17 protein-coding genes are annotated in these 17,685 nt (G+C 55.2%); 9 read left to right on the top strand and 8 right to left on the bottom strand.

Annotated elements, in window-relative coordinates; all coding sequences use genetic code 11:
- Nucleotides 1-33: 33 nt before the first annotated feature.
- The 4 genes from ACFIOZ_RS21810 to ACFIOZ_RS21795 all read right to left on the bottom strand — a co-directional run bounded on the left by ACFIOZ_RS21810 (nucleotide 34) and on the right by ACFIOZ_RS21795 (nucleotide 6,491).
- The gene (locus tag ACFIOZ_RS21810) at nucleotides 34-570 is read right to left on the bottom strand and encodes a hypothetical protein (protein ID WP_386081276.1); all 537 of its coding nucleotides are present in this window, start codon (nucleotides 568-570) and stop codon (nucleotides 34-36) included.
- A 6-nt stretch (nucleotides 571-576) separates the two neighbouring features.
- Complete coding sequence (locus ACFIOZ_RS21805; protein ID WP_386081274.1) at nucleotides 577-1,734, bottom strand: AAA family ATPase; 1,158 nt, start codon at nucleotides 1,732-1,734, stop codon at nucleotides 577-579.
- Nucleotides 1,735-1,799: 65 nt separating this feature from the next.
- Nucleotides 1,800-5,330: a type I restriction-modification system endonuclease gene (gene hsdR / locus ACFIOZ_RS21800; protein WP_386081273.1), complete on the bottom strand. Its 3,531-nt coding sequence runs from the start codon at nucleotides 5,328-5,330 to the stop codon at nucleotides 1,800-1,802.
- 114 nt (nucleotides 5,331-5,444) lie between these two features.
- Nucleotides 5,445-6,491, bottom strand: a complete 1,047-nt coding sequence (locus ACFIOZ_RS21795; RefSeq protein WP_386081271.1) for a PDDEXK nuclease domain-containing protein — start codon at nucleotides 6,489-6,491, stop codon at nucleotides 5,445-5,447.
- An 85-nt stretch (nucleotides 6,492-6,576) separates the two neighbouring features.
- Here ACFIOZ_RS21795 and ACFIOZ_RS21790 point away from each other — a divergent pair, with 85 nt between their 5' ends.
- Nucleotides 6,577-7,155, top strand: coding sequence for a histidine phosphatase family protein (locus tag ACFIOZ_RS21790; protein WP_386081269.1), 579 nt, complete (start codon nucleotides 6,577-6,579; stop codon nucleotides 7,153-7,155).
- Between the two features lie 68 nt (nucleotides 7,156-7,223).
- On the opposite strand, the gene ACFIOZ_RS21785 is transcribed toward ACFIOZ_RS21790, so the two are convergent.
- Entirely contained in the window at nucleotides 7,224-7,703 is a 480-nt protein-coding gene (locus ACFIOZ_RS21785) for an Lrp/AsnC family transcriptional regulator (RefSeq protein ID WP_386081267.1), read from the bottom strand.
- Nucleotides 7,704-7,840: 137 nt separating this feature from the next.
- On the opposite strand from ACFIOZ_RS21785, the gene ACFIOZ_RS21780 reads away from it, so the two are divergent.
- Complete coding sequence (locus ACFIOZ_RS21780; RefSeq protein WP_386081265.1) at nucleotides 7,841-8,881, top strand: zinc-dependent alcohol dehydrogenase family protein; 1,041 nt, start codon at nucleotides 7,841-7,843, stop codon at nucleotides 8,879-8,881.
- Nucleotides 8,882-8,994: 113 nt separating this feature from the next.
- Nucleotides 8,995-9,870, top strand: a complete 876-nt coding sequence (locus tag ACFIOZ_RS21775) for a pirin family protein (RefSeq protein WP_386081264.1) — start codon at nucleotides 8,995-8,997, stop codon at nucleotides 9,868-9,870.
- A gap of 3 nt (nucleotides 9,871-9,873) precedes the next feature.
- On the opposite strand, the gene ACFIOZ_RS21770 is transcribed toward ACFIOZ_RS21775, so the two are convergent.
- Nucleotides 9,874-10,485 carry a DNA-3-methyladenine glycosylase family protein gene (locus ACFIOZ_RS21770; RefSeq protein WP_386081262.1) on the bottom strand — a complete coding sequence of 204 codons (612 nt, stop codon included), beginning with the start codon at nucleotides 10,483-10,485 and terminating at the stop codon, nucleotides 9,874-9,876.
- A 190-nt stretch (nucleotides 10,486-10,675) separates the two neighbouring features.
- Between ACFIOZ_RS21770 and ACFIOZ_RS21765 the strand changes: the two genes are divergently transcribed.
- The gene (locus ACFIOZ_RS21765; RefSeq protein ID WP_386081260.1) at nucleotides 10,676-11,905 is read left to right on the top strand and encodes an MFS transporter; all 1,230 of its coding nucleotides are present in this window, start codon (nucleotides 10,676-10,678) and stop codon (nucleotides 11,903-11,905) included.
- Between the two features lie 92 nt (nucleotides 11,906-11,997).
- A complete protein-coding gene (locus ACFIOZ_RS21760; protein WP_386081259.1) occupies nucleotides 11,998-12,249 on the top strand; it encodes a hypothetical protein in 252 nt (83 codons plus the stop codon).
- Nucleotides 12,250-12,264: 15 nt separating this feature from the next.
- On the opposite strand, the gene ACFIOZ_RS21755 is transcribed toward ACFIOZ_RS21760, so the two are convergent.
- Complete coding sequence (locus tag ACFIOZ_RS21755; RefSeq protein WP_386081257.1) at nucleotides 12,265-12,960, bottom strand: extensin family protein; 696 nt, start codon at nucleotides 12,958-12,960, stop codon at nucleotides 12,265-12,267.
- A 150-nt stretch (nucleotides 12,961-13,110) separates the two neighbouring features.
- On the opposite strand from ACFIOZ_RS21755, the gene gmk reads away from it, so the two are divergent.
- From gmk to ACFIOZ_RS21735, 4 genes are all read left to right on the top strand, one after another.
- Nucleotides 13,111-13,743: a guanylate kinase gene (gene gmk / locus ACFIOZ_RS21750; RefSeq protein WP_386081255.1), complete on the top strand. Its 633-nt coding sequence runs from the start codon at nucleotides 13,111-13,113 to the stop codon at nucleotides 13,741-13,743.
- Between the two features lie 118 nt (nucleotides 13,744-13,861).
- On the top strand, nucleotides 13,862-14,119 hold the full coding sequence (gene rpoZ, locus ACFIOZ_RS21745; protein WP_007112267.1) for a DNA-directed RNA polymerase subunit omega: 258 nt from the start codon (nucleotides 13,862-13,864) through the stop codon (nucleotides 14,117-14,119).
- A gap of 32 nt (nucleotides 14,120-14,151) precedes the next feature.
- Nucleotides 14,152-16,299 (top strand): RelA/SpoT family protein, encoded by a 2,148-nt coding sequence (locus tag ACFIOZ_RS21740; protein WP_386081253.1) that lies wholly within the window; start codon nucleotides 14,152-14,154, stop codon nucleotides 16,297-16,299.
- 98 nt (nucleotides 16,300-16,397) lie between these two features.
- Entirely contained in the window at nucleotides 16,398-16,787 is a 390-nt protein-coding gene (locus tag ACFIOZ_RS21735; protein WP_022521094.1) for a RidA family protein, read from the top strand.
- Nucleotides 16,788-16,793: 6 nt separating this feature from the next.
- Here the strand turns inward: ACFIOZ_RS21735 and ACFIOZ_RS21730 are convergent, their stop codons facing one another.
- Nucleotides 16,794-17,675, bottom strand: coding sequence for an SDR family oxidoreductase (locus tag ACFIOZ_RS21730; RefSeq protein ID WP_386081250.1), 882 nt, complete (start codon nucleotides 17,673-17,675; stop codon nucleotides 16,794-16,796).
- Between the last annotated feature and the right edge of the window lie 10 nt (nucleotides 17,676-17,685).

Raw genomic sequence — 17,685 nt, 5'->3', positions numbered from 1 at the left:
CCTTTTAACCCGCTTTAAGAATGAGCGGAGAGATTAAATAAGTTGTCCGGCAAGGGCGTTGCGGACGGTATTGACCGAGATATTGTCTGATGCCTGAAGCACGGCTCTGGTAAATAGCACCGCGTAGGCTGCTGGCTGGGTGTGATGGCCAGCCAGTCGAGGGTGTAAACGGTTTTTTAGCTGCTGAGCGGTCTCATGGCCGATGACTCGTTCACCCAGTACCTCTAGCAGGGCTCCTTCAAGGCAGGTGGGCAACCAGAGGATAATCTGGTAGCCGTATTTTAAGGCCTTGTCGTGATCCTGCTGGGTAGGCGGCACATCGGCATCCAGCACAAGAAAGCGTTGGTCGAATGCCAGGTGTCCATATTTTCGGGTGGCATTGGTAATGATATTACCGGGCGAGCCCCCTGACTGCTTTTCTATCGTCGTCTTCACGTCTGAATAGTCGGATCGAAACAGCTGATGCATATGTTTGATAAAGGCTTGATCGTCTGGGCCTTCGCCGATAATCAACAGGGCTGTTTTACTTGCCTGACGATGGCGCCGCTGGGGAGTATGTTTCCTTGCCATGATCAGTTACAGCTCCGGGGTGGCGCCAAGGGCCCCGGCCATATATTTGGCATACAGATTATCGTCGGCACGCAACCCTGTCATATCGTCTAATCGCCAAGCTTCGCTGTTTTGGTTGCGTTTCTCGACCAAGTAGACCTGATGCTTTTGCAGCAGATTCAATACTTCTGGCGTGTGGCAGGTAAAGATCAACTGCGCTTGATGAGGATTAGTGTGGTCAAATTCAAACCACCCCAGTAGATGCGGTACCAAGTGCGGATGTAGGTCATTGTCGATTTCATCGATAACGGCAATGCCACCTTTGTGTAGGGCGTTCAAAATGGGCTGAAGCAGCACAAACGCAGACTGAGTGCCACTGGACTCCTCGAAGAAAGGCAGTTCAAACGCTTGGCCATCATCCGTTTTGTGCAGGCCAAAAGGGACAAACACGTTTTCTTCCTTACGTATCTCGACACTGCTTAAGCCGAGATCAAACGTACTCATGGCATCGGACATGCGCTGGAGCAATTCGGGGGCTTTCTGAAAATTGGCGGCGGCCCCTATCACCTCTCCGTGCTGAAAATGGCGGCGTCCCGTGCTGACCACATTGGTTTCAAAGCGGTCAAAAAACTCGATGAAGGGCTTCGCTTCAGCGATATCGTAGCTGTGGGCAGCGCTGATCAGTGACGTATTGCCACGCAGCTTCTCGGCTTGGGCTTTAGGAAACGGAAAGCCTTGTTGTTTAAAACTGTACCCTTGCTGTGTTTTTTCACGCTTGAATAAATAGCTGTATTGGGCACTCGTTCTTGCATAGAGTGCTTCGAAAATGACCTCTTTAGGCGTCAGTTCCAATTGGTAACGATAGTCGATGCCGCCCATCATAAACTCAAGCTCAAAGCGGCATGGTTCGTCAGCATGTAACCGATGGACAGCAAAGGGAATATCAAGATCAGGGTCGCTGCCTAGAAAAGACTTAGAGACAAACCAGCTCAGAAATGCCAACGGTTTAAGGAGTTGCGTTTTACCTGAGCCGTTGGCACCAACGACCGCAATGGCTTTGTTGTAGCGTTCGCCATTGATATCGATATCGTAGCCAGACGGCGTGGGTTTTTTGCCCAAGGCAAAGTCGATGACGGTATCATCGGCAAAGCTGTGGAAATTTCTGAAGCTCAGGTTTTTGATCATATTCTTCAATATTCAACAGAATTTTGTTGATTCTGCGCTTTTGGCGTTGTGGTATCAAGGAGGAATCAGCCGGTTTCTGGCCACATCGCTTCATTCAACTCGTCTAATACGCTATCCAACTGCTCCCCCAACACTTTCTCCAACTGTTTGGCGCCGCCCTGAAAGGCGGGAAGCTGGTTAACGGTGTCCCGGTCGAGAATCACTTCTTTGGTGAGCTGCTTGGCCAGCTTTCCTAGCCACTTGCGTTGGTTGGGCGTCCAGTCGTGCTGGGTGTAGAGGCGATCCATGGCATCGGCGACGCGCTGTTCAAACGGTTTTAACGGCTCGCCCAGGGCGGCGCGGCGGATATGGCCGATGATGCTGGCGGCAATATCCTGGTTGGTGTGGTTGCGCACGGCGCTTTGCAGGTTAGCTTCCGAGTAGCCGTGGTTATCCAGCAGCACTTTGACGTCTTTCAACTGTTGGCGGGTCAGGTCGCGGGGTTGGTTAACCACCACGGCTAAGGCAGCAGATTGGTTGATCTGCTCTTTGATAAACGCATTGAAGCTATCCAGGTAATCTTCCGGGCGTTTATGAACGCCGTAGCTCTGACTACGCTCGCGTATCTCATCATCGTGCTCGGAAATCACCGGCATACGTTCGCTGCCCACTAGGTGCTTCACCTCGGCTAGCTGGTGTATCAAGCCGCTATGCTGGCGAAGAAACTTGGATGCCTCCCTTGGCCCCAGCTTATGTAAATGTTCATGGAGCTTGTTCGGCTCCACGCCCCACAAGTTTTGTAAGTCATTAAGTTTTTGTTTTAGAGCGGGTTTGTTTTCCGCTTTGGTCTCGGCTTTGCGCAGTACGCGCATGACTTTCTGACTGAGCTGGCTTAACACGACATCGGCTTGGCTTTCGCCCTGCTGTTCGCCGGGGCTATTGAGCGCATTTTCCAACTGGTGCTCATCGGTCAATTCATCTACCAACTGCTCAAGGCTGATACTGGGGTCGCGCACCAGGGGTTTCATGGTGTTGACCTCCGCCAGAGCGGCGTAGATATCTACCGGGTCGTAGATGGTGAATACGGTCTTGCCAATCTCGTCACAGCGACGGGTAGCGCGGCCAATCATCTGCTCAAAAAGAATTCGCGAGCGCACCTGGCGCATAAACACCAAGTGGCAAATTTTGGGCACGTCGATGCCGGTGGTGAGTAGATCCACAGTAATCGCAATATTGGGGTAGCGCTCGTTTTTATAGCGGCGGATCAGTTGGTCGACCTTGTCGCTTTTGCCGGTGATTTTAGCCACCGCGGCTTGCTGATAGCTGCCGTTATAAAGCGCTTTGAAGGCATCATCCAATAGGCGTTTGACCATGTCCGCGTGGAGGTCGGTGGCGCAGAAAATCAGCGTTTTTTCGTCGCCAAAAGGGTCTAACTCTTCGGCCAACTGCTCACAGATCACGCGGTTGAAGTTTTCGTTGATGACCTGGCGATTGAAGGCGTCGACATCGAAGCGCAGCTCGTCTTCTAGCTCGGTGGTATCGACTTCGCCGGTTTGGGTGTTGACCATCTCGATGGGCTTACCTTTCTCAAACTCGATGCCTTCTTGAGTCAGTAGGGTTTCATAGCGAATCGGTGGCTCGTGGTCGATCAGCCAGTCGTCCGCCACCGCTTCCCGGTAGGAGTAGGTGTACACCGGCTTACCAAAAATCTCGCTGGTGTGCTTGGCCGGGGTGGCGGTGAGCGCGATTTTAACCGCATCAAAGTAGTCGAGCACCCGGCGGTAGCTGGAGAGGTACTGGCTAGCGTCGCGGATGGCCAGCTCGCCTTCAGTCATCTCCTGATCCAGCGTGTAGCCGCGGTGGGCTTCGTCGATAATGATGCAGTCGAATTGATCAATCGGCGGCGGCTGGTCGCTCATAAAAATGCGCTTCACCATGGCTTGCACGGTGGCGACCTGCACGCGGGTTTCCGCTTCTGCTGCCATATCGCCCAGTTCTGCCACGTTGTAGATCTTACTCAGGGTTTGGTTCTGCTCCAGTGGGGCTTCGTTGAAGGCATCAATCGCTTGATCACCAAGGGCGGTACGATCGACCAGAAACAGGATGCGATGAAAGCGTTCGGTTTTTAAAAACCGGTACATGAGGCCAATAATGGTGCGGGTCTTGCCAGTGCCCGTGGCCATGGCGAGCAGCGCAGCGCGGGTGCCGTGGGCCAAGGCGTGTTCCGTCGCCAGAATTGCTTTTTGCTGGTACTCCCTGAGCCGCAGGTAACCGAAAGGCTCTTGTTTGAGCAGCTTGTCGGCGTTTTCCATATCGCGTTCCAGCAGGTTTAATAGGCCACCGGGAGTATGAAAGTGGGGTAAAGCGCGACGGGTGTTGCTGGGGTCTCTTGTATCGCGAAACCAGGTGCCCGATTGCTCAGCAAGTTGCGGCAGATAGGGGCGTCCGTTGCAGGAGTACACAAAAGGTACTTTGAAGTGTCCTTCTTCATCAGCGGGCCATGCAATGGTTCGCCCTGCGAGTTCCCAGGCTCCGACCAGTGGTGGCTCAACCTTCAGGCCTTTGCTATAGCGCTCGGATTGATCAATCTTGCCCGCGACATTGGTGTTCTCTTTTTTGGCTTCTACGACGGCAATCGGCGTTAAGCCGCAAAACAGCACGTAGTCTGCTCGTTCCTTTGGGCCATGGGTTTGATGCGCTGGCTGAGTGGGCCATTCGGCAATAGCGCGGTAAGTGCCTTTCTCGGGGCGAGCGCCTTTTTGATAGGTCATCTCTTGGTTATCGGCTTCCCAGCCTGCTTCATTGAGCTGCTGGTCGATCAGTATGCGTGTTAGCTCTTCACTCAGTACTAATGTGTCGCTGGCTGCTTTGGTGTTACTGGCTACCTGCTGGCGCTGCTGATTAACGCTGCTTTCACCCTGGGCGGTGAGTTGCGTTTGCAGGGCGCGGATTTTGGCTTCGTAAGCCTGTTGCTGCTGGGCTAGTGCCTGTTCGTGGCTTCGTGCCTGTTTTGCCAGGGCGCGGGACTCTTCATCCATGGCCAAAGCCAGCGCCTCGTACTCCTGCTTCTCTTGCTCGACCAGCTGGCTAAGCTGCTGGCTACTATCCAGCGCTTTATTGGCGTGTTGAAGCTCGTGGCGGAGCTTTTCAATATCGCTTTGAAGTTGGCGCAGCTGTGCGCTGGGGTCGGCGGGCGGTACAAAAGGGCCGGGCTTGAAGGCGGTGCCTGCTTTACCAAACGAGCGGTGAAACCAGATAGCCAGTTCGCGGGCCAGCTTTAGGCCATCCATGGCTTCTTTGTGACGGGTACGAAACTGATGGGTGGCTTTATTGCCTTCAATACGCAGGGTGTGGAATAGTTCTTTTACCTGGGGTTCCAGGTGCAGCTCGCGGTTTAAGCGGTAGAGCAGATCTGCCTGGCTGGTTTGGTTATCAAACTCAACCCCAGAGAGCGCCGCCATATGCTGGGCCAGCGCTTCCCCCAATTGGCGCAGTTTGATCAAGGTGGTGTTGGGGTCGCTGACAAAGGCATGCTCAGCTGCGGCGGCCAGTTCGACAAATAGCGCGTCATGCTCTGCTAGAAAGCCAAAGTTGCTGGGAGGATAGGGCGATGTCATTAGATTTACTCTCCACATCTTTGCCAATTGGCTTTGTCGCGGCTGCTTCATCACCCCCATACTAATGAAATAGAGTGTGCTTAGCTAAGTCTACTTTTGGGGGTGTGCTATTGATCACTCATCGCCCAGTCCCTGCTGCTGAAGCTGTTCCACTGCCTGAGCCCGTTCACGCTCTAACTCGCGTTTGAGCTCATCTTCTGAGGGTAAATACGGCAGGTATTTCGCCGCAAACAGCTGCTTTTGTTCGGCCAGCACTGAGTACTTCACCACGGCTTCGCTTTTTTCACTGCACAGCACCAAGCCGATGGTGGGGTTATCGTCGCTGCCCTTGCGCTGCTCATCGTATAAGCGCACGTAGGTATCCATCTGGCCGATATCCTGATGCCTGAGCTTGCCGAGCTTTAGATCCACCAGTAAAAAGCATTTCAGTTTGAAGTTGTAGAACACCAGATCTATATAGAAATCCTCGTCATCAAAGCGGATGCGCTGCTGGCGCTCCACAAAGGCAAAGCCTTTGCCCAGCTCCAATAAAAACTGCTGCAGGTTGCTGATAATGGCCTGCTCTAGCTGGCTTTCCTGATAGGTTTTATCCTGCAGATTAAGAAAATCCAGAATGTAGGGATCACGCAGGTATTCTTTGGCGCTTTCCGCCAGTGGCTGAGTGTTTTGTTGGGCTTCTGCCGCCACTAGGGATTTATCCTGGCTGGCCAGGAGTCGCTCGTAGTAGAGGGTGCTAATCTGGCGCTCTAGAGCTCTGGCGCTCCAGCTTTGGTTGATGGCTTCTTGCAAATACCAGTCGCGAGCTTGGGGATTCTCCACTCGCAGGAGGGTGCGATAGTGAGTCCAGCTCAATTCGGTACGCACTGCGTTCCGTTTTGGAAAGCTTTGATAAAACTGGCGCATATTGCGTAGGTTGCGAACATCAAAGCCTTTGCCGAGCCGCTCGGTTAGCTGTTGCGAGAGCTGCTGTAGCTGCTGCTTACCATACTCGGCACGGCGATTACCTTGCTGTTCGTGCTCGACAATTAAACGGCCTATTTCCCAATAGCTTTGTACCATGGCCGTATTCACGGCTTGGCGTACCTGCCCACGGGCCTGCTCTATCTGTTGGGTAATCGCGTTAACCAGGCGACTAAAAGCGGTTGGGTTTTGCTCCGTCATAGGCTTACCCCCTGGCGTCATAGCGGAATGGCGGCTGGCTTAGGTCTAACAATATCAAATTTTGCCGATTTAAGGACGCCTCTCCATGCCCACCCTACGCCACCTCACCTTAATCTTGCTGCTCGGCGTGCTGGGTATGCTGCTGCCCATCAGCACCCAGGCAAACGAAGCCACTTGGCAAGCGCTTAAAGAGGATGGCTTGGTGATTCTAATGCGCCACTCCCTGGCGCCTGGCATTGGCGACCCGCCGGGCTTTGAGCGTGGCCGCTGCGAGACTCAGCGTAATCTTTCTGCGGCTGGGCGTACTCAGGCAGAAGCTGCTGGTCGCGCGTTTCGTGAGCGGGATATCCCCATTGCGGCGGTGTATTCATCAAGCTGGTGCCGGGCGTTGGATACCGCTGAACTAATGGCGTTAGGCAGTGTAGAACCTGTCCCCTGGCTGGATTCTTTCTTTCGCGGGCAGGGTGATCAGGCGCTAATTACCCAGACCGCCCAGGAACAGATTGCAGCATGGCAGGGGGAGGGCAACCTGCTGCTGGTCACCCACCAAGTGAATATCACTGCGCTGGTTGGCGGTGGTGTGGGCTCTGGCGAGATGATTGTGTTACGCCCAACGGGTGGTTCGTTTCAGGTCGTGGGGCGGCTTAGCGTTAGCGTTCAATAGTCTGTTGTTCAGTTGCCGTTTTTTCTGGCGGAATGAACCAGGTAAAAAGCCCACGTTAACTGGCTCGCTTATAGCCCCAGTAACTCCTCAACCGGCAAGTGGCTGGTCGCCTTCATTTCCCGCAGGGAAATATTCGAGCGGATACTCGATACCCCCGGCAGCTGGCGTAGTACTTTTTCCACGAAGCGGCTGTAGTCATCGAGGTCGCGGGCGATTACCTGCAAGAGAAAGTCCGCCTCGCCGGTGGTGTTATGACAGCTGAGTACCCGGGAGCTGGCCTGAATAATACGTTCAAACTCTGCAGTGGCCGCTTCGCTGTGCTGAGTGCAGGTGATCTGCACAAATGCCAGCACGTTACCGCCAAGCTTTCGCCGGTTCAGCGTGGCTTGGTAGCCTTCGATCACGCCCAGCTCCTCCAGGCGTTTATGGCGCCGCCAACAGGTGGCTTCGCTCATCCCCAGCCGCTCGGCCAGCTTGGCGATGGATAGCCGTCCATCGGCTTGAAGGCTATCGATGATGTGGGCGTCTACGTTATCCAGTGGGATCATTTGAAAATCTCTTTCATGTTTATGCGTATAAAAGAAAGAGTGATGCAAAATTGGCGTGTATGTCCATTGATTCGAAAAGTAATTTCAGGTGTGGTTGGTTATAGTTAAAAAAGATCAATACCGCGCAGGAGTCACCCATGAAAGCCGTTGTGTTTGAGCAGTTTTCCGCCCCGCCCAGCATCCAGCAGGTGCCCGACCCTTCACCAGCGCCTCATGGGGTGGTGGTCAAGGTGATGGCCAACGGAGTATGTCGCAGTGATTGGCACGGCTGGATGGGTCACGACCCAGATATCCGCCTGCCCCATGTACCCGGACACGAGCTTTCTGGGGTGGTGGAGGCGGTGGGCAAAGACGTGGCTAAGTGGCGGGTCGGTGACCGTGTAACGGTACCCTTCGTAGGCGGCTGTGGTACCTGTCCGGAGTGTAACGCAGGCCACCACCAGGTGTGCGATAGCCAGTTCCAGCCGGGGTTTACCCACTGGGGCTCCTTTGCCCAGTACGTGGGCATTCACTACGCTGACGTGAACCTGGTCGCCCTGCCCGACACCCTGGATTTTGCCACTGCCGCCAGCTTGGGGTGTCGGTTCGTGACCTCTTTCCGGGCAGTGGTGGATCAGGGCCGCGTCTCCGCCGGGCAGTGGGTAGCCGTGCACGGCTGCGGCGGTGTCGGGTTGTCGGCTATCATGATCGCCAGCGCGGCCGGTGCGAACGTGGTCGCGGTGGATATTTCCGATCAGGCCCTGGCCTTGGCGTGCCAGTTGGGGGCTGTGGCCACGGTGAATGCCACCCAGGTAGCCGATGTGGTCGAGGCCGTGGTCGAGATCACCCAAGGGGGCGCCCATCTCTCGCTGGATGCGCTAGGTCACCCAACGACCTGCTTTAACTCCATCAGCAATTTGCGTAAGCGTGGCAAGCATGTCCAGGTGGGACTGATGCTGGCGGATCACAGCACCCCCGCTGTACCGATGAGCAAGGTGATTGCCAACGAGCTGGAGATTCTGGGCAGTCATGGCATGCAGGCCCACCGTTATGACGCCATGCTGGCGATGATCCAGTCTGGCAAGCTGGCGCCTGAGAAGCTGATCGGCAAACGAATCAATCTTGAGCAGTCGATTGATGCGTTAATGAACATGGATAAGTTCGAAGGGGCGGGCGTGACGGTGGTGACCGAGTTTTGAGGGAACCGCTGAGACGTTTAATAACAATTTACTTCAACGAAACAGGGCAAATTATTCGCTCCTCATCCGCGGCTATAGGTTTTACGCTGGTCGGTATTGATAAGGAGTAAGTGATGCCATCAGATACTAACCAAGCAGTGCGTCGCGTAATCGCCCAGCACTCGGCCAAGCGCGATGATATTGGCGATTTAACCACTCGTCGGCCGCTACCGGGGCCTGGTTTGGAGCAGCTAGACCCCTTTCTGTTTCTTAATCACCATGGCCCTCAAACCTACCCGGCTAACAATCAGGGTCTACCGTTTGGCCCGCATCCGCACCGAGGCTTTGAAACGGTGACCTTTATTCTGGAAGGCTCGCTTGCCCATGCGGATAGCGCCAGACATCAAAGCGTGATCCATAAAGGTGGGGTTCAGTGGATGACCGCTGGCAGCGGCATTGTGCATGCGGAAATTTCGCCGGAGGAGTTTCTACGCGACGGTGGCCCGTTGGAGATTCTGCAGCTGTGGGTCAACCTGCCGTCGCACTTGAAAATGAGCGAGCCGCGCTACGTAGGGCTGCAACAAGAATCCATTCCCGCTATTAAGCTACCGGGTGGTGGTGAGCTAAACCTGATCGCCGGGGAGTGGCAGGGCGATACAGGCCCGATTGAAACGCTGACGGGGATATTTATGTCGACGTTGCGGCTGCCTGCCGGTAGCCATGCACAGCTACCGGTGGCACCGGGACGGCAGGTATTTCTTTACGTAGTAGACGGCGATGTCTCAGTAGGCGGCAAGCCAGTCAAGCCGCATCACCTGATTGAAGTAGATCGCGACGGCGATAGCCTCGACATTGAAGCCGGCAGCGACGCGCGCTTGCTGTTTGGCCACGGCGAGGTGATCGATGAGCCGGTCTACTCCCACGGCCCCTTTGTGATGAACACCCGCGAAGAGATCGTTCAGGCGGTCGAAGACTATCAGAACGGTAAGTTCGGCGGGCTGGATGCCTAGTATTTAAAGCGGCTCGCCGCGATAGTAGTGCCACAGAAACAGCGAACCCACGCTGCGCCAGGGCGACCAGTGCTCCACCAACTGGCGGGCTTGCTTAGGCGTGGGTTTGTTGTCCATGCCTTTTAAGCGGCCAAGCGCCACTCGCAGAGCAAGATCATCAGCGGGGAATATATCCGGGCGTTTTAGCGAGAACATTAGGTAGATCTCCGCACTCCAGCGGCCAAAGCCGCGCAGCTTGGTAATCGCGGCAATCGCCTCGTCGTCGCTTAGCTGTTCCAGCCCCGCGGCGCTAAAAGTGCCTGCCAACTCTGCTTCTGCCAGCCCTTTGGCATACTCGATTTTACGCCAGGAGAGCCCCGCATCGCGCAGCGCTTGATCCTCTACCTCCATCACTGCCTTGGCATGCAGCTCGGGCAGCAGTGTATTGACACGACCCATAATCGCACGGGCCGCTTCGGTGGATAGCTGTTGGCTAACGATGGTTGAGAAAAATGTCGCAAAACCCTGGTCGCGCTGGCGAGGCGAGGGCGCCCCCACTAGAGGCAGGGCACGGGCGATATCCGGGTCGGCCTTGGCAAGTGCCGCCATGGCGTGCTCAATGGCATCTAGGTTCATGAACGTCTCGGGTATTGAGAAATAAAAAAGCACACTAACAAAGCTAGAACACTAATGGGATTAAACCCATTTGGATGAGCCCCTTCGCCCGCTAACTTTTTAAACGCAGCGTGTTTCTACTTTCGTCTAATCCTGCGATCATTTAGCGCTAATCGAGATACCGACAGGGCGGTATCCCAAGGAGTTAAGCATGCAGGATTCGACAACATCGTTATCTCAAGATCAGGCGTCGTCTCAAGGGCTGGCGCGTAACCCGCGGTTGGCCGAGTTTGTGTTGGCGTTAGGTGGCTTTGGGATTGGCACCAGCGAGTTCGTTATTATGGGCTTGATGAACCGTGTGGCGGGTGATTTAGCGGTGACCGTGCCTCAAGTGGGTTATGCAATAAGCAGCTATGCCCTGGGCGTGGTGGTCGGCGCGCCGCTGATTTCAGCGCTGGCCGCACGAGTGCCAAGGCGGCTGCTATTAATTATCCTGATGCTGGTGTTTGCAGCGGGCAATATTGCCAGTGCCATGGCGCCGGGTTTCTGGTCGTTTGTGGGTCTGCGTTTTCTGGCTGGCCTGCCCCATGGCGCCTATTTTGGCATCGCGGCGCTAGTGGCCGCGGGCGCCGTACCGATAGACCAACGGGCGCGGGCTATCTCTCGCGTGATGATGGGTTTAACCGTGGCGATTTTGATTGGCGCACCGCTAGGCACCTGGACGGGCAATCTGTTTGGCTGGCAGATCGCCTTTGCAGGCGTTGGCGGCATTGCGTTGCTTACCGCCCTGTTGATTCGCCTATATGTACCGGTGCAGCCCGTTGATGACCTCGCAAGCCCGGTACGTGAGCTGACAGCGCTGCTTAAGCAGCGTGTCTTGGTTACGCTGGCGCTCGCCTGCATTGGCTGCGGCGGTATGTTCGCTATTTTTAGCTATGTGATGCCGACATTGACCCAGCAAGCAGGTATGAGCGAAGCCCTGGGGCCGTTGGTACTGGTGATCTTCGGCCTGGGCTCGATTGCCGGGAATTTAATCGGCGGGCGCATGGCGGATAAAAACCTGATGCGCGCGATTCCGACCATCCTGCTCTGGTGTGGGGTGGTTCAGGGACTGTTTTACTTTGCCGCCAATAACGTTTGGACAGGACTGCTGTTCGTCGGCCTAGTGGGTACCAGTATGGCGCTGGCGCCTTCTTTACAAACCCGCTTAATGGATGTGGCGGAAGATGCCCAAACCATGGCGGCCTCGCTTAACCACGCAGCCTTTAACGGTGCCAATGCGTTAGGCGCTTGGCTGGCGGGGTTGGCCATCAGTGCGGGCTTTAGCTGGTCCAGCACCGGCTTAGTAGGCGCTAGTTTGGCGCTCTGCGGGCTGGTGATTTTCGCCGGCGGGCGCTGGCTGGAAAAGCGCACCTATGGCGCCGTGACGCAGCGTGCCTGACGTTGCCTAGTTATCGAACAGTGATAATTAATATGGCTAAAACGTTGAATCCTTTCTACTGTGTAAGAGCAGAACCCCATAAGGAGATGATCATGCACATTCAGGTATTGAATTCGATGCGTATAGTGACACTTGGCGCGGTAATGGCGTTAACCATTGGCTTGGCAGGCTGCGGTACCTCCACTGGCGAGCGCGCGACGAGCGGCGCCGGTGTCGGTGCTGCCGTGGGAGCGGGTGCCGCCGCGGTAACGGGGGGGAGCGTCGTTCAAGGCGCTGTTATCGGCGGTGGCGTTGGTGCTGCCACCGGTGCCGCCACAGACGAAGATGACATCAACCTCGAATAAGTTGAGGTTGAGCGATTAACGACACAGCCGAAATCCGCGCATGCCCATATGAAAGTGATCGGCATGCGCGGCGTTGTAATCAGGGCCCAATACATTACCGAAGGTATCGCAGGCGCCATCCCGTGCGGCGCGTAAAAACTCCCCCACCTCGCCGTTATCATCCCAGTCATTAATCAGCGTAATACGTTGGCCGTTTTCAAATTGAAATCCCACGACATCCAACGCTTCGGCAGTAGCGTGTTCACTACGTCGTCCGGTTTCGCGTCCGTAAACATTACGACAGGCAAAACTACCCACGTGATTAACCTGACTTACTCGGCTGCCCATAATCTCCTCGGCGGCAGGCTGTAACGCATGGCGCTCATACATGACCCAGGCCAGTGCCATGGGGCAGGAAGCCACGAAGCTTTGGTTAAACGCGACATCGCTTGACTGCATGCGCACGACATTGGAAAGCGGACAACTCGCTGTGGGGTTGTAATCAGCTAGCGGCGTGTAGCGTAACTCGCCTTCGGGAGCGGTATCTAACGCAGCTAAACAGCCTGCCCGGTCATCCGCCAAGCGGCTTAGCTTAAGTTGCGTGACCGGAGTGATAGGGTCATCAATATGCAGCGGTGCCCAGGGCGCCCAGTGGCGAGGAATCTCTATGACGCCTTTTTGCAGGGCTACGCCCAAGCCAATCAAGGCTAAAATAAACAGCGTACTGCGCATGCCTACCTCCCTGTATGTCATCGCCAAACGCTACAGTCGTCGCGCTGGGTGTGCGATACTGCGCAGCTTTACTGCTCTGATGCAGTCGCTCAACTTGCTTTTACTTCTATTCCGCCACTTATTTTTCGCTAACTGAAGGGAAAGTACTTCATGTCCCAAGGTACGCTGTTTATCGTTTCTGCCCCGTCGGGTGCTGGCAAGACTAGCTTGGTGCGCGAGCTAATCGAAAGCCTGGATGGGATTCAAGTATCGGTGTCGCACACCACGCGTGCCAAGCGTGAGGGTGAGGTGGATGGCGTGAATTACCATTTTACCAATGTGGCCGAGTTTGAAGCGATGATCACGCGGGGTGAGTTCTTCGAGTATGCCAAAGTATTTGATAATTACTACGGCACCTCGCGCCAAGCGGTAGAGGTATTGCTGGCTGCGGGGCAGGACGTCATCCTCGAAATCGACTGGCAGGGCGCCCAGCAGGTGCGCGAGCAAATGCCGGATGCGGTGTCGATTTTTATTCTGCCGCCTTCCCGCAACGAGCTTGAGCGGCGCCTCGCTAGCCGCGGCACCGATGAGCATGCCATTATTGCCCGTCGCATGCGCGATGCGGTGAGTGAAATGTCCCATTACCATGAATATGATTACCTCGTTGTTAACGATGACTTCACCACAGCACTGCAGGAGTTACAGTCGCTGGTGATCAGCCGTCGCTTAAGCCTACCGGTAATGAGCGAGCGTCACGCGCCGCTGTTGGCTGCGCTCTTGTCACAGGCGCCTACGGTCGAGTAATCTATTCGGTTCTACCGTGTTTTTAATACGGCTTTAAATGCGTTTTTTCCGCTGGGTCGATGCCGTTTTCAACTTTTTAACGGCGTCGGCCCGGTTCCGTCATAACAGGAAGGCTCCCATGGCTCGCGTAACCGTTGAAGATTGTCTTGAAAATGTTGAAAACCGTTTCAAGCTGGTAATGATTTCCACCCAGCGGGCTCGCCAGCTGGCACGCGGCTCTCGTGATGCGCTGCTACCCTGGGAAAACGATAAACCGACGGTGATGGCGCTGCGTGAAATTGCCGCAGGCCTGGTCGACCACACTGTGCTCGACGAGCCCGTTGAAGCCGCTGTTCGTCCGCGCCCGGCGATGGCGCCTACTCATATCGACGACTAACGTTTTCAACGAAACCGATAGAGGCGCGGTAGATGTTCACCATTGATGACCTGGCCGATAGACTCGGCGGCTATTTACCCCCGGATGAGATCCAGCAGGTCAAACGCGCCTTTTACTACGCTGAGCAGGCCCACGACGGCCAGCGGCGGCGTTCCGGTGAGCCCTACGTTACCCACCCGCTCGCGGTGGCGAATATTCTTGCCAATATGCACATGGATCATCAAAGCCTGATGGCCGCCATGCTGCATGACGTTATCGAAGACACTGGCGTATCCAAAAAAGCCCTGGAGGCCCAGTTTGGTAAACCGGTGGCAGAGCTGGTGGATGGGGTCTCCAAACTTACCCAGATCACCTTTGAAGACAAAGCCGTTGCCCAGGCGGAAAACTTTCAGAAAATGGTGCTGGCGATGTCGCGGGACATTCGCGTCATCATCGTTAAGCTGGCCGACCGGCTGCACAATATGCGCACCCTGGGTGCCTTGCGCCCTGATAAGAAGCGCCGCATCGCCCGCGAAACCCTGGAGATATACGCCCGAATCGCCGGGCGGCTGGGCATCAATACGATTCGTATTGAGCTTGAGGATCTCTCCTTTCAAGCGATTCACCCTATGCGTGCGGAGCGTATCAAACGCGCCGTTGCCAGTGCGCGGGGGCATCGGCGCAGCGCTATGCGCGAAATACAGTCTTCGCTGCAAAAGAGCCTGGATGACGACGCGCTTAACGGCACGGTGGTAGGCCGCCAAAAGCATCTGCTGTCGATCTATAAAAAGATGCGCGATCAGCGTAAACCCTTTGCCGAAATTATGGACGTGTTTGGGTTTCGCATCATCACCGAAGACGTGGCCAGCTGTTACCGTATTCTGGGCGTAGTACATAACCTCTATAAGCCGGTGCCGGGCCGTTTTAAAGACTATATTGCGATCCCCAAAGCTAACGGTTACCAGAGCCTGCATACCACCCTGTTTGGTTCCCGGGGTATGCCTATTGAGGTACAGATACGCACCCGCGAAATGGAAGCGATGGCCAATAACGGCATCGCCGCCCACTGGCTTTACAAGGCGGGCCAGACCTCGCATCCGATTGCCGAAGGCAGTCACGCCCGCGCCCGCGCCTGGGTGAAAGGGCTGCTGGAAATGCAGCGTCACGCCGGCGACTCGCTGGAGTTTATCGAACACGTTAAAAACGACCTGTTTCCTGACGATATCTACGTGTTCACGCCTAAAGGCGACATTATGGAGCTCCCCCAGGGCGCGACCGTAATCGACTTCGCCTACTCCGTGCATACGGATATCGGCAATAACTGCATCGCCTGCCGTATTGATCGCCACTTGGCACCGCTTTCGACACGCTTAGAGAGTGGCCAGACACTGGAAATTATTACCGCTCCTGGTGCTAAGCCAAACCTTGCCTGGCTTAACTTTGTGACCACGGCAAAGGCGCGTTCGGCTATTCGTCACGCGCTAAAATATCAGCAGCAGACAGAAGCGATCATGCTGGGGCGGCGATTACTTAATAAAGCACTGGCGCCCTTCGATACCAGCCTGGAAGAGCTGGATGAGAGTGTCCTCAAGCGGGCCTTCAAAGAGCTGGATGTGACTTCCGAAGAGTCGCTATTGGAGTCGTTAGGGTTGGGTAATCGCATGACCCACGTGGTGGCTCGTCGCCTGGTGGATGCAGCCCATGGTGATGAAACCTATGAGCCTTCAGCAGGCGTTGACGGTAGCAAAGCCGTGATGATCAGCGGCAGCGAAGGCATGGTGGTCAACTTTGCGCGCTGTTGCCATCCACTCCCTGGCGATCCGGTGGTTGGCCACCTCTCCACGGGTAAAGGCTTGGTGGTGCATCGCGCTGAGTGTAAAAACGTGGTGGATAAGAACTTCGCCGATAAAAATGATCCGGATAAGCTCTTCGCGCTGGAGTGGTCGGACACTATTGATGAAGACTTCCCGGTTGCGTTGCGTATCGAGATTGAGAGCCGCCGCGGATTAGTCGCAGAGCTTGCCGGGCTGGTCACCGATGCCGATGCTAATATTGAACGGATTGGCATTGAAGAGCGTGATGCCCGCCTTTCCACCGTCAATCTGACCCTGTCGGTGAAAGGCCGCGTGCATTTGGCGCGTATTATTAAGCGTATCCGTAATCTTCCCAACGTTGGCAAGATAACCCGACTCGCCAATTAACGGCGTATATAACGATATGCCGATAAAAAATTGGCAGCGATCGCTATTTTTCAGTATCAAATAATTAAGTATTACCTACTACAGGAGCGAACCAACCTATGAGCAATAAAGCTGTTATCAACACCAGCAAAGCCCCCGCGGCTATTGGCCCTTACTCCCAGGCCATTAAAGCGGGCAACACAGTGTATCTCTCCGGCCAAATTCCGCTTGATCCCGCCACCATGGCGATTGTGTCTGAAGATTTTGAAGCCCAGGCGCGCCAGGTCTTCACCAATCTGCAAGCAGTGTGTGAAGAAGCGGCGGGCTCGCTAAGTGATATCGTTAAACTGAATCTGTATCTGGTGGATTTGGATAACTTTGCGATTGTTAACCAAGTCATGGAAGAGTTCTTCACCGCTCCTTTCCCCGCCCGCGCTGCCGTTGGCGTTAAAGCGCTGCCCAAAGGCAGCCAAGTGGAAGCGGAAGCGGTAATGGTTATCGGTGACTAGGTCGATTTAGGCTTTATTTAGCTCTAGAAAACCGCCCTCTTTTAGCACCTGTGCATAGCCTTCGCGGTAGCTGGGGAAGCGGAACTGATAGCCAGTGCTCAATATGCGCTGGTTATCACAGCGTTTACTAGTGCGCCGACGTAAAGGCGACTGCATGGTCTCAGTGGCCTCTACTTTGAGCTGCTCGGCCAGCCACATCATGACGTTATGCATGGTGACCGGTTCGCAGTCGCTACCCAGGTAGATATCCGCCAGCGTTTCACCGCGCTCCTGATAGCGAATCAGGTGCGCAATCATGCCGGTGCAGTCGTCGCGGTGAATGCGATTGGAGTAAACCACAGGCGTGATCGCGGCCACACGCCCTTCGGCCACCTGATGAATCAGCCGGTCGCGGCCTGGCCCATAAATGCCGGAAAAGCGAATCACCGTGCCGGGCAGGGAGTGATTGATTAGCGTCTGTTCGGCTTCGCGCATCAGTATGCCCGAGAAGCTCGTGGAGTCAGTGGGGCTCTCTTCATTGACTACTTCGCCCTCCTGCTGGCCGTGCACACTGGTCGAAGAAACAAAAAACACCCGGCGCGGAGGTGTTTTGTGCTGTTCCATCACGCCTAGCACGCGCTTTAAGCCTTCAGGGTAGGCGCTTTGATAGGCGCTCTCTTCGAAACGGTCAGCGCTGACGGTATAAACCACGTAGTCAGCTTGGGGCAGGCTTTTGGCAGCGGCGTCTTCAAGGCTATCCAGGTCTAACGCCAGCGGTTTAATGCCGGTGCCTTTTAAGGCTTCCACATTACGCCGTAGGCCTATCACCTCGTGTCCTTCCTCGAGTAACTCACGCCCAAGGTTGATCCCTATATCGCCACAGCCGATAATCAGTACGGTTAGCTTCACCGTGCTCACT

Origin of the sequence: Vreelandella sp. F11 (genome assembly GCF_042466685.1) — a bacterium.
Lineage (GTDB): Bacteria > Pseudomonadota > Gammaproteobacteria > Pseudomonadales > Halomonadaceae > Vreelandella.
The sequence above is the reverse complement of the archived record's forward strand: the minus strand, read 5'-3'. Positions and strand labels throughout refer to the sequence as shown.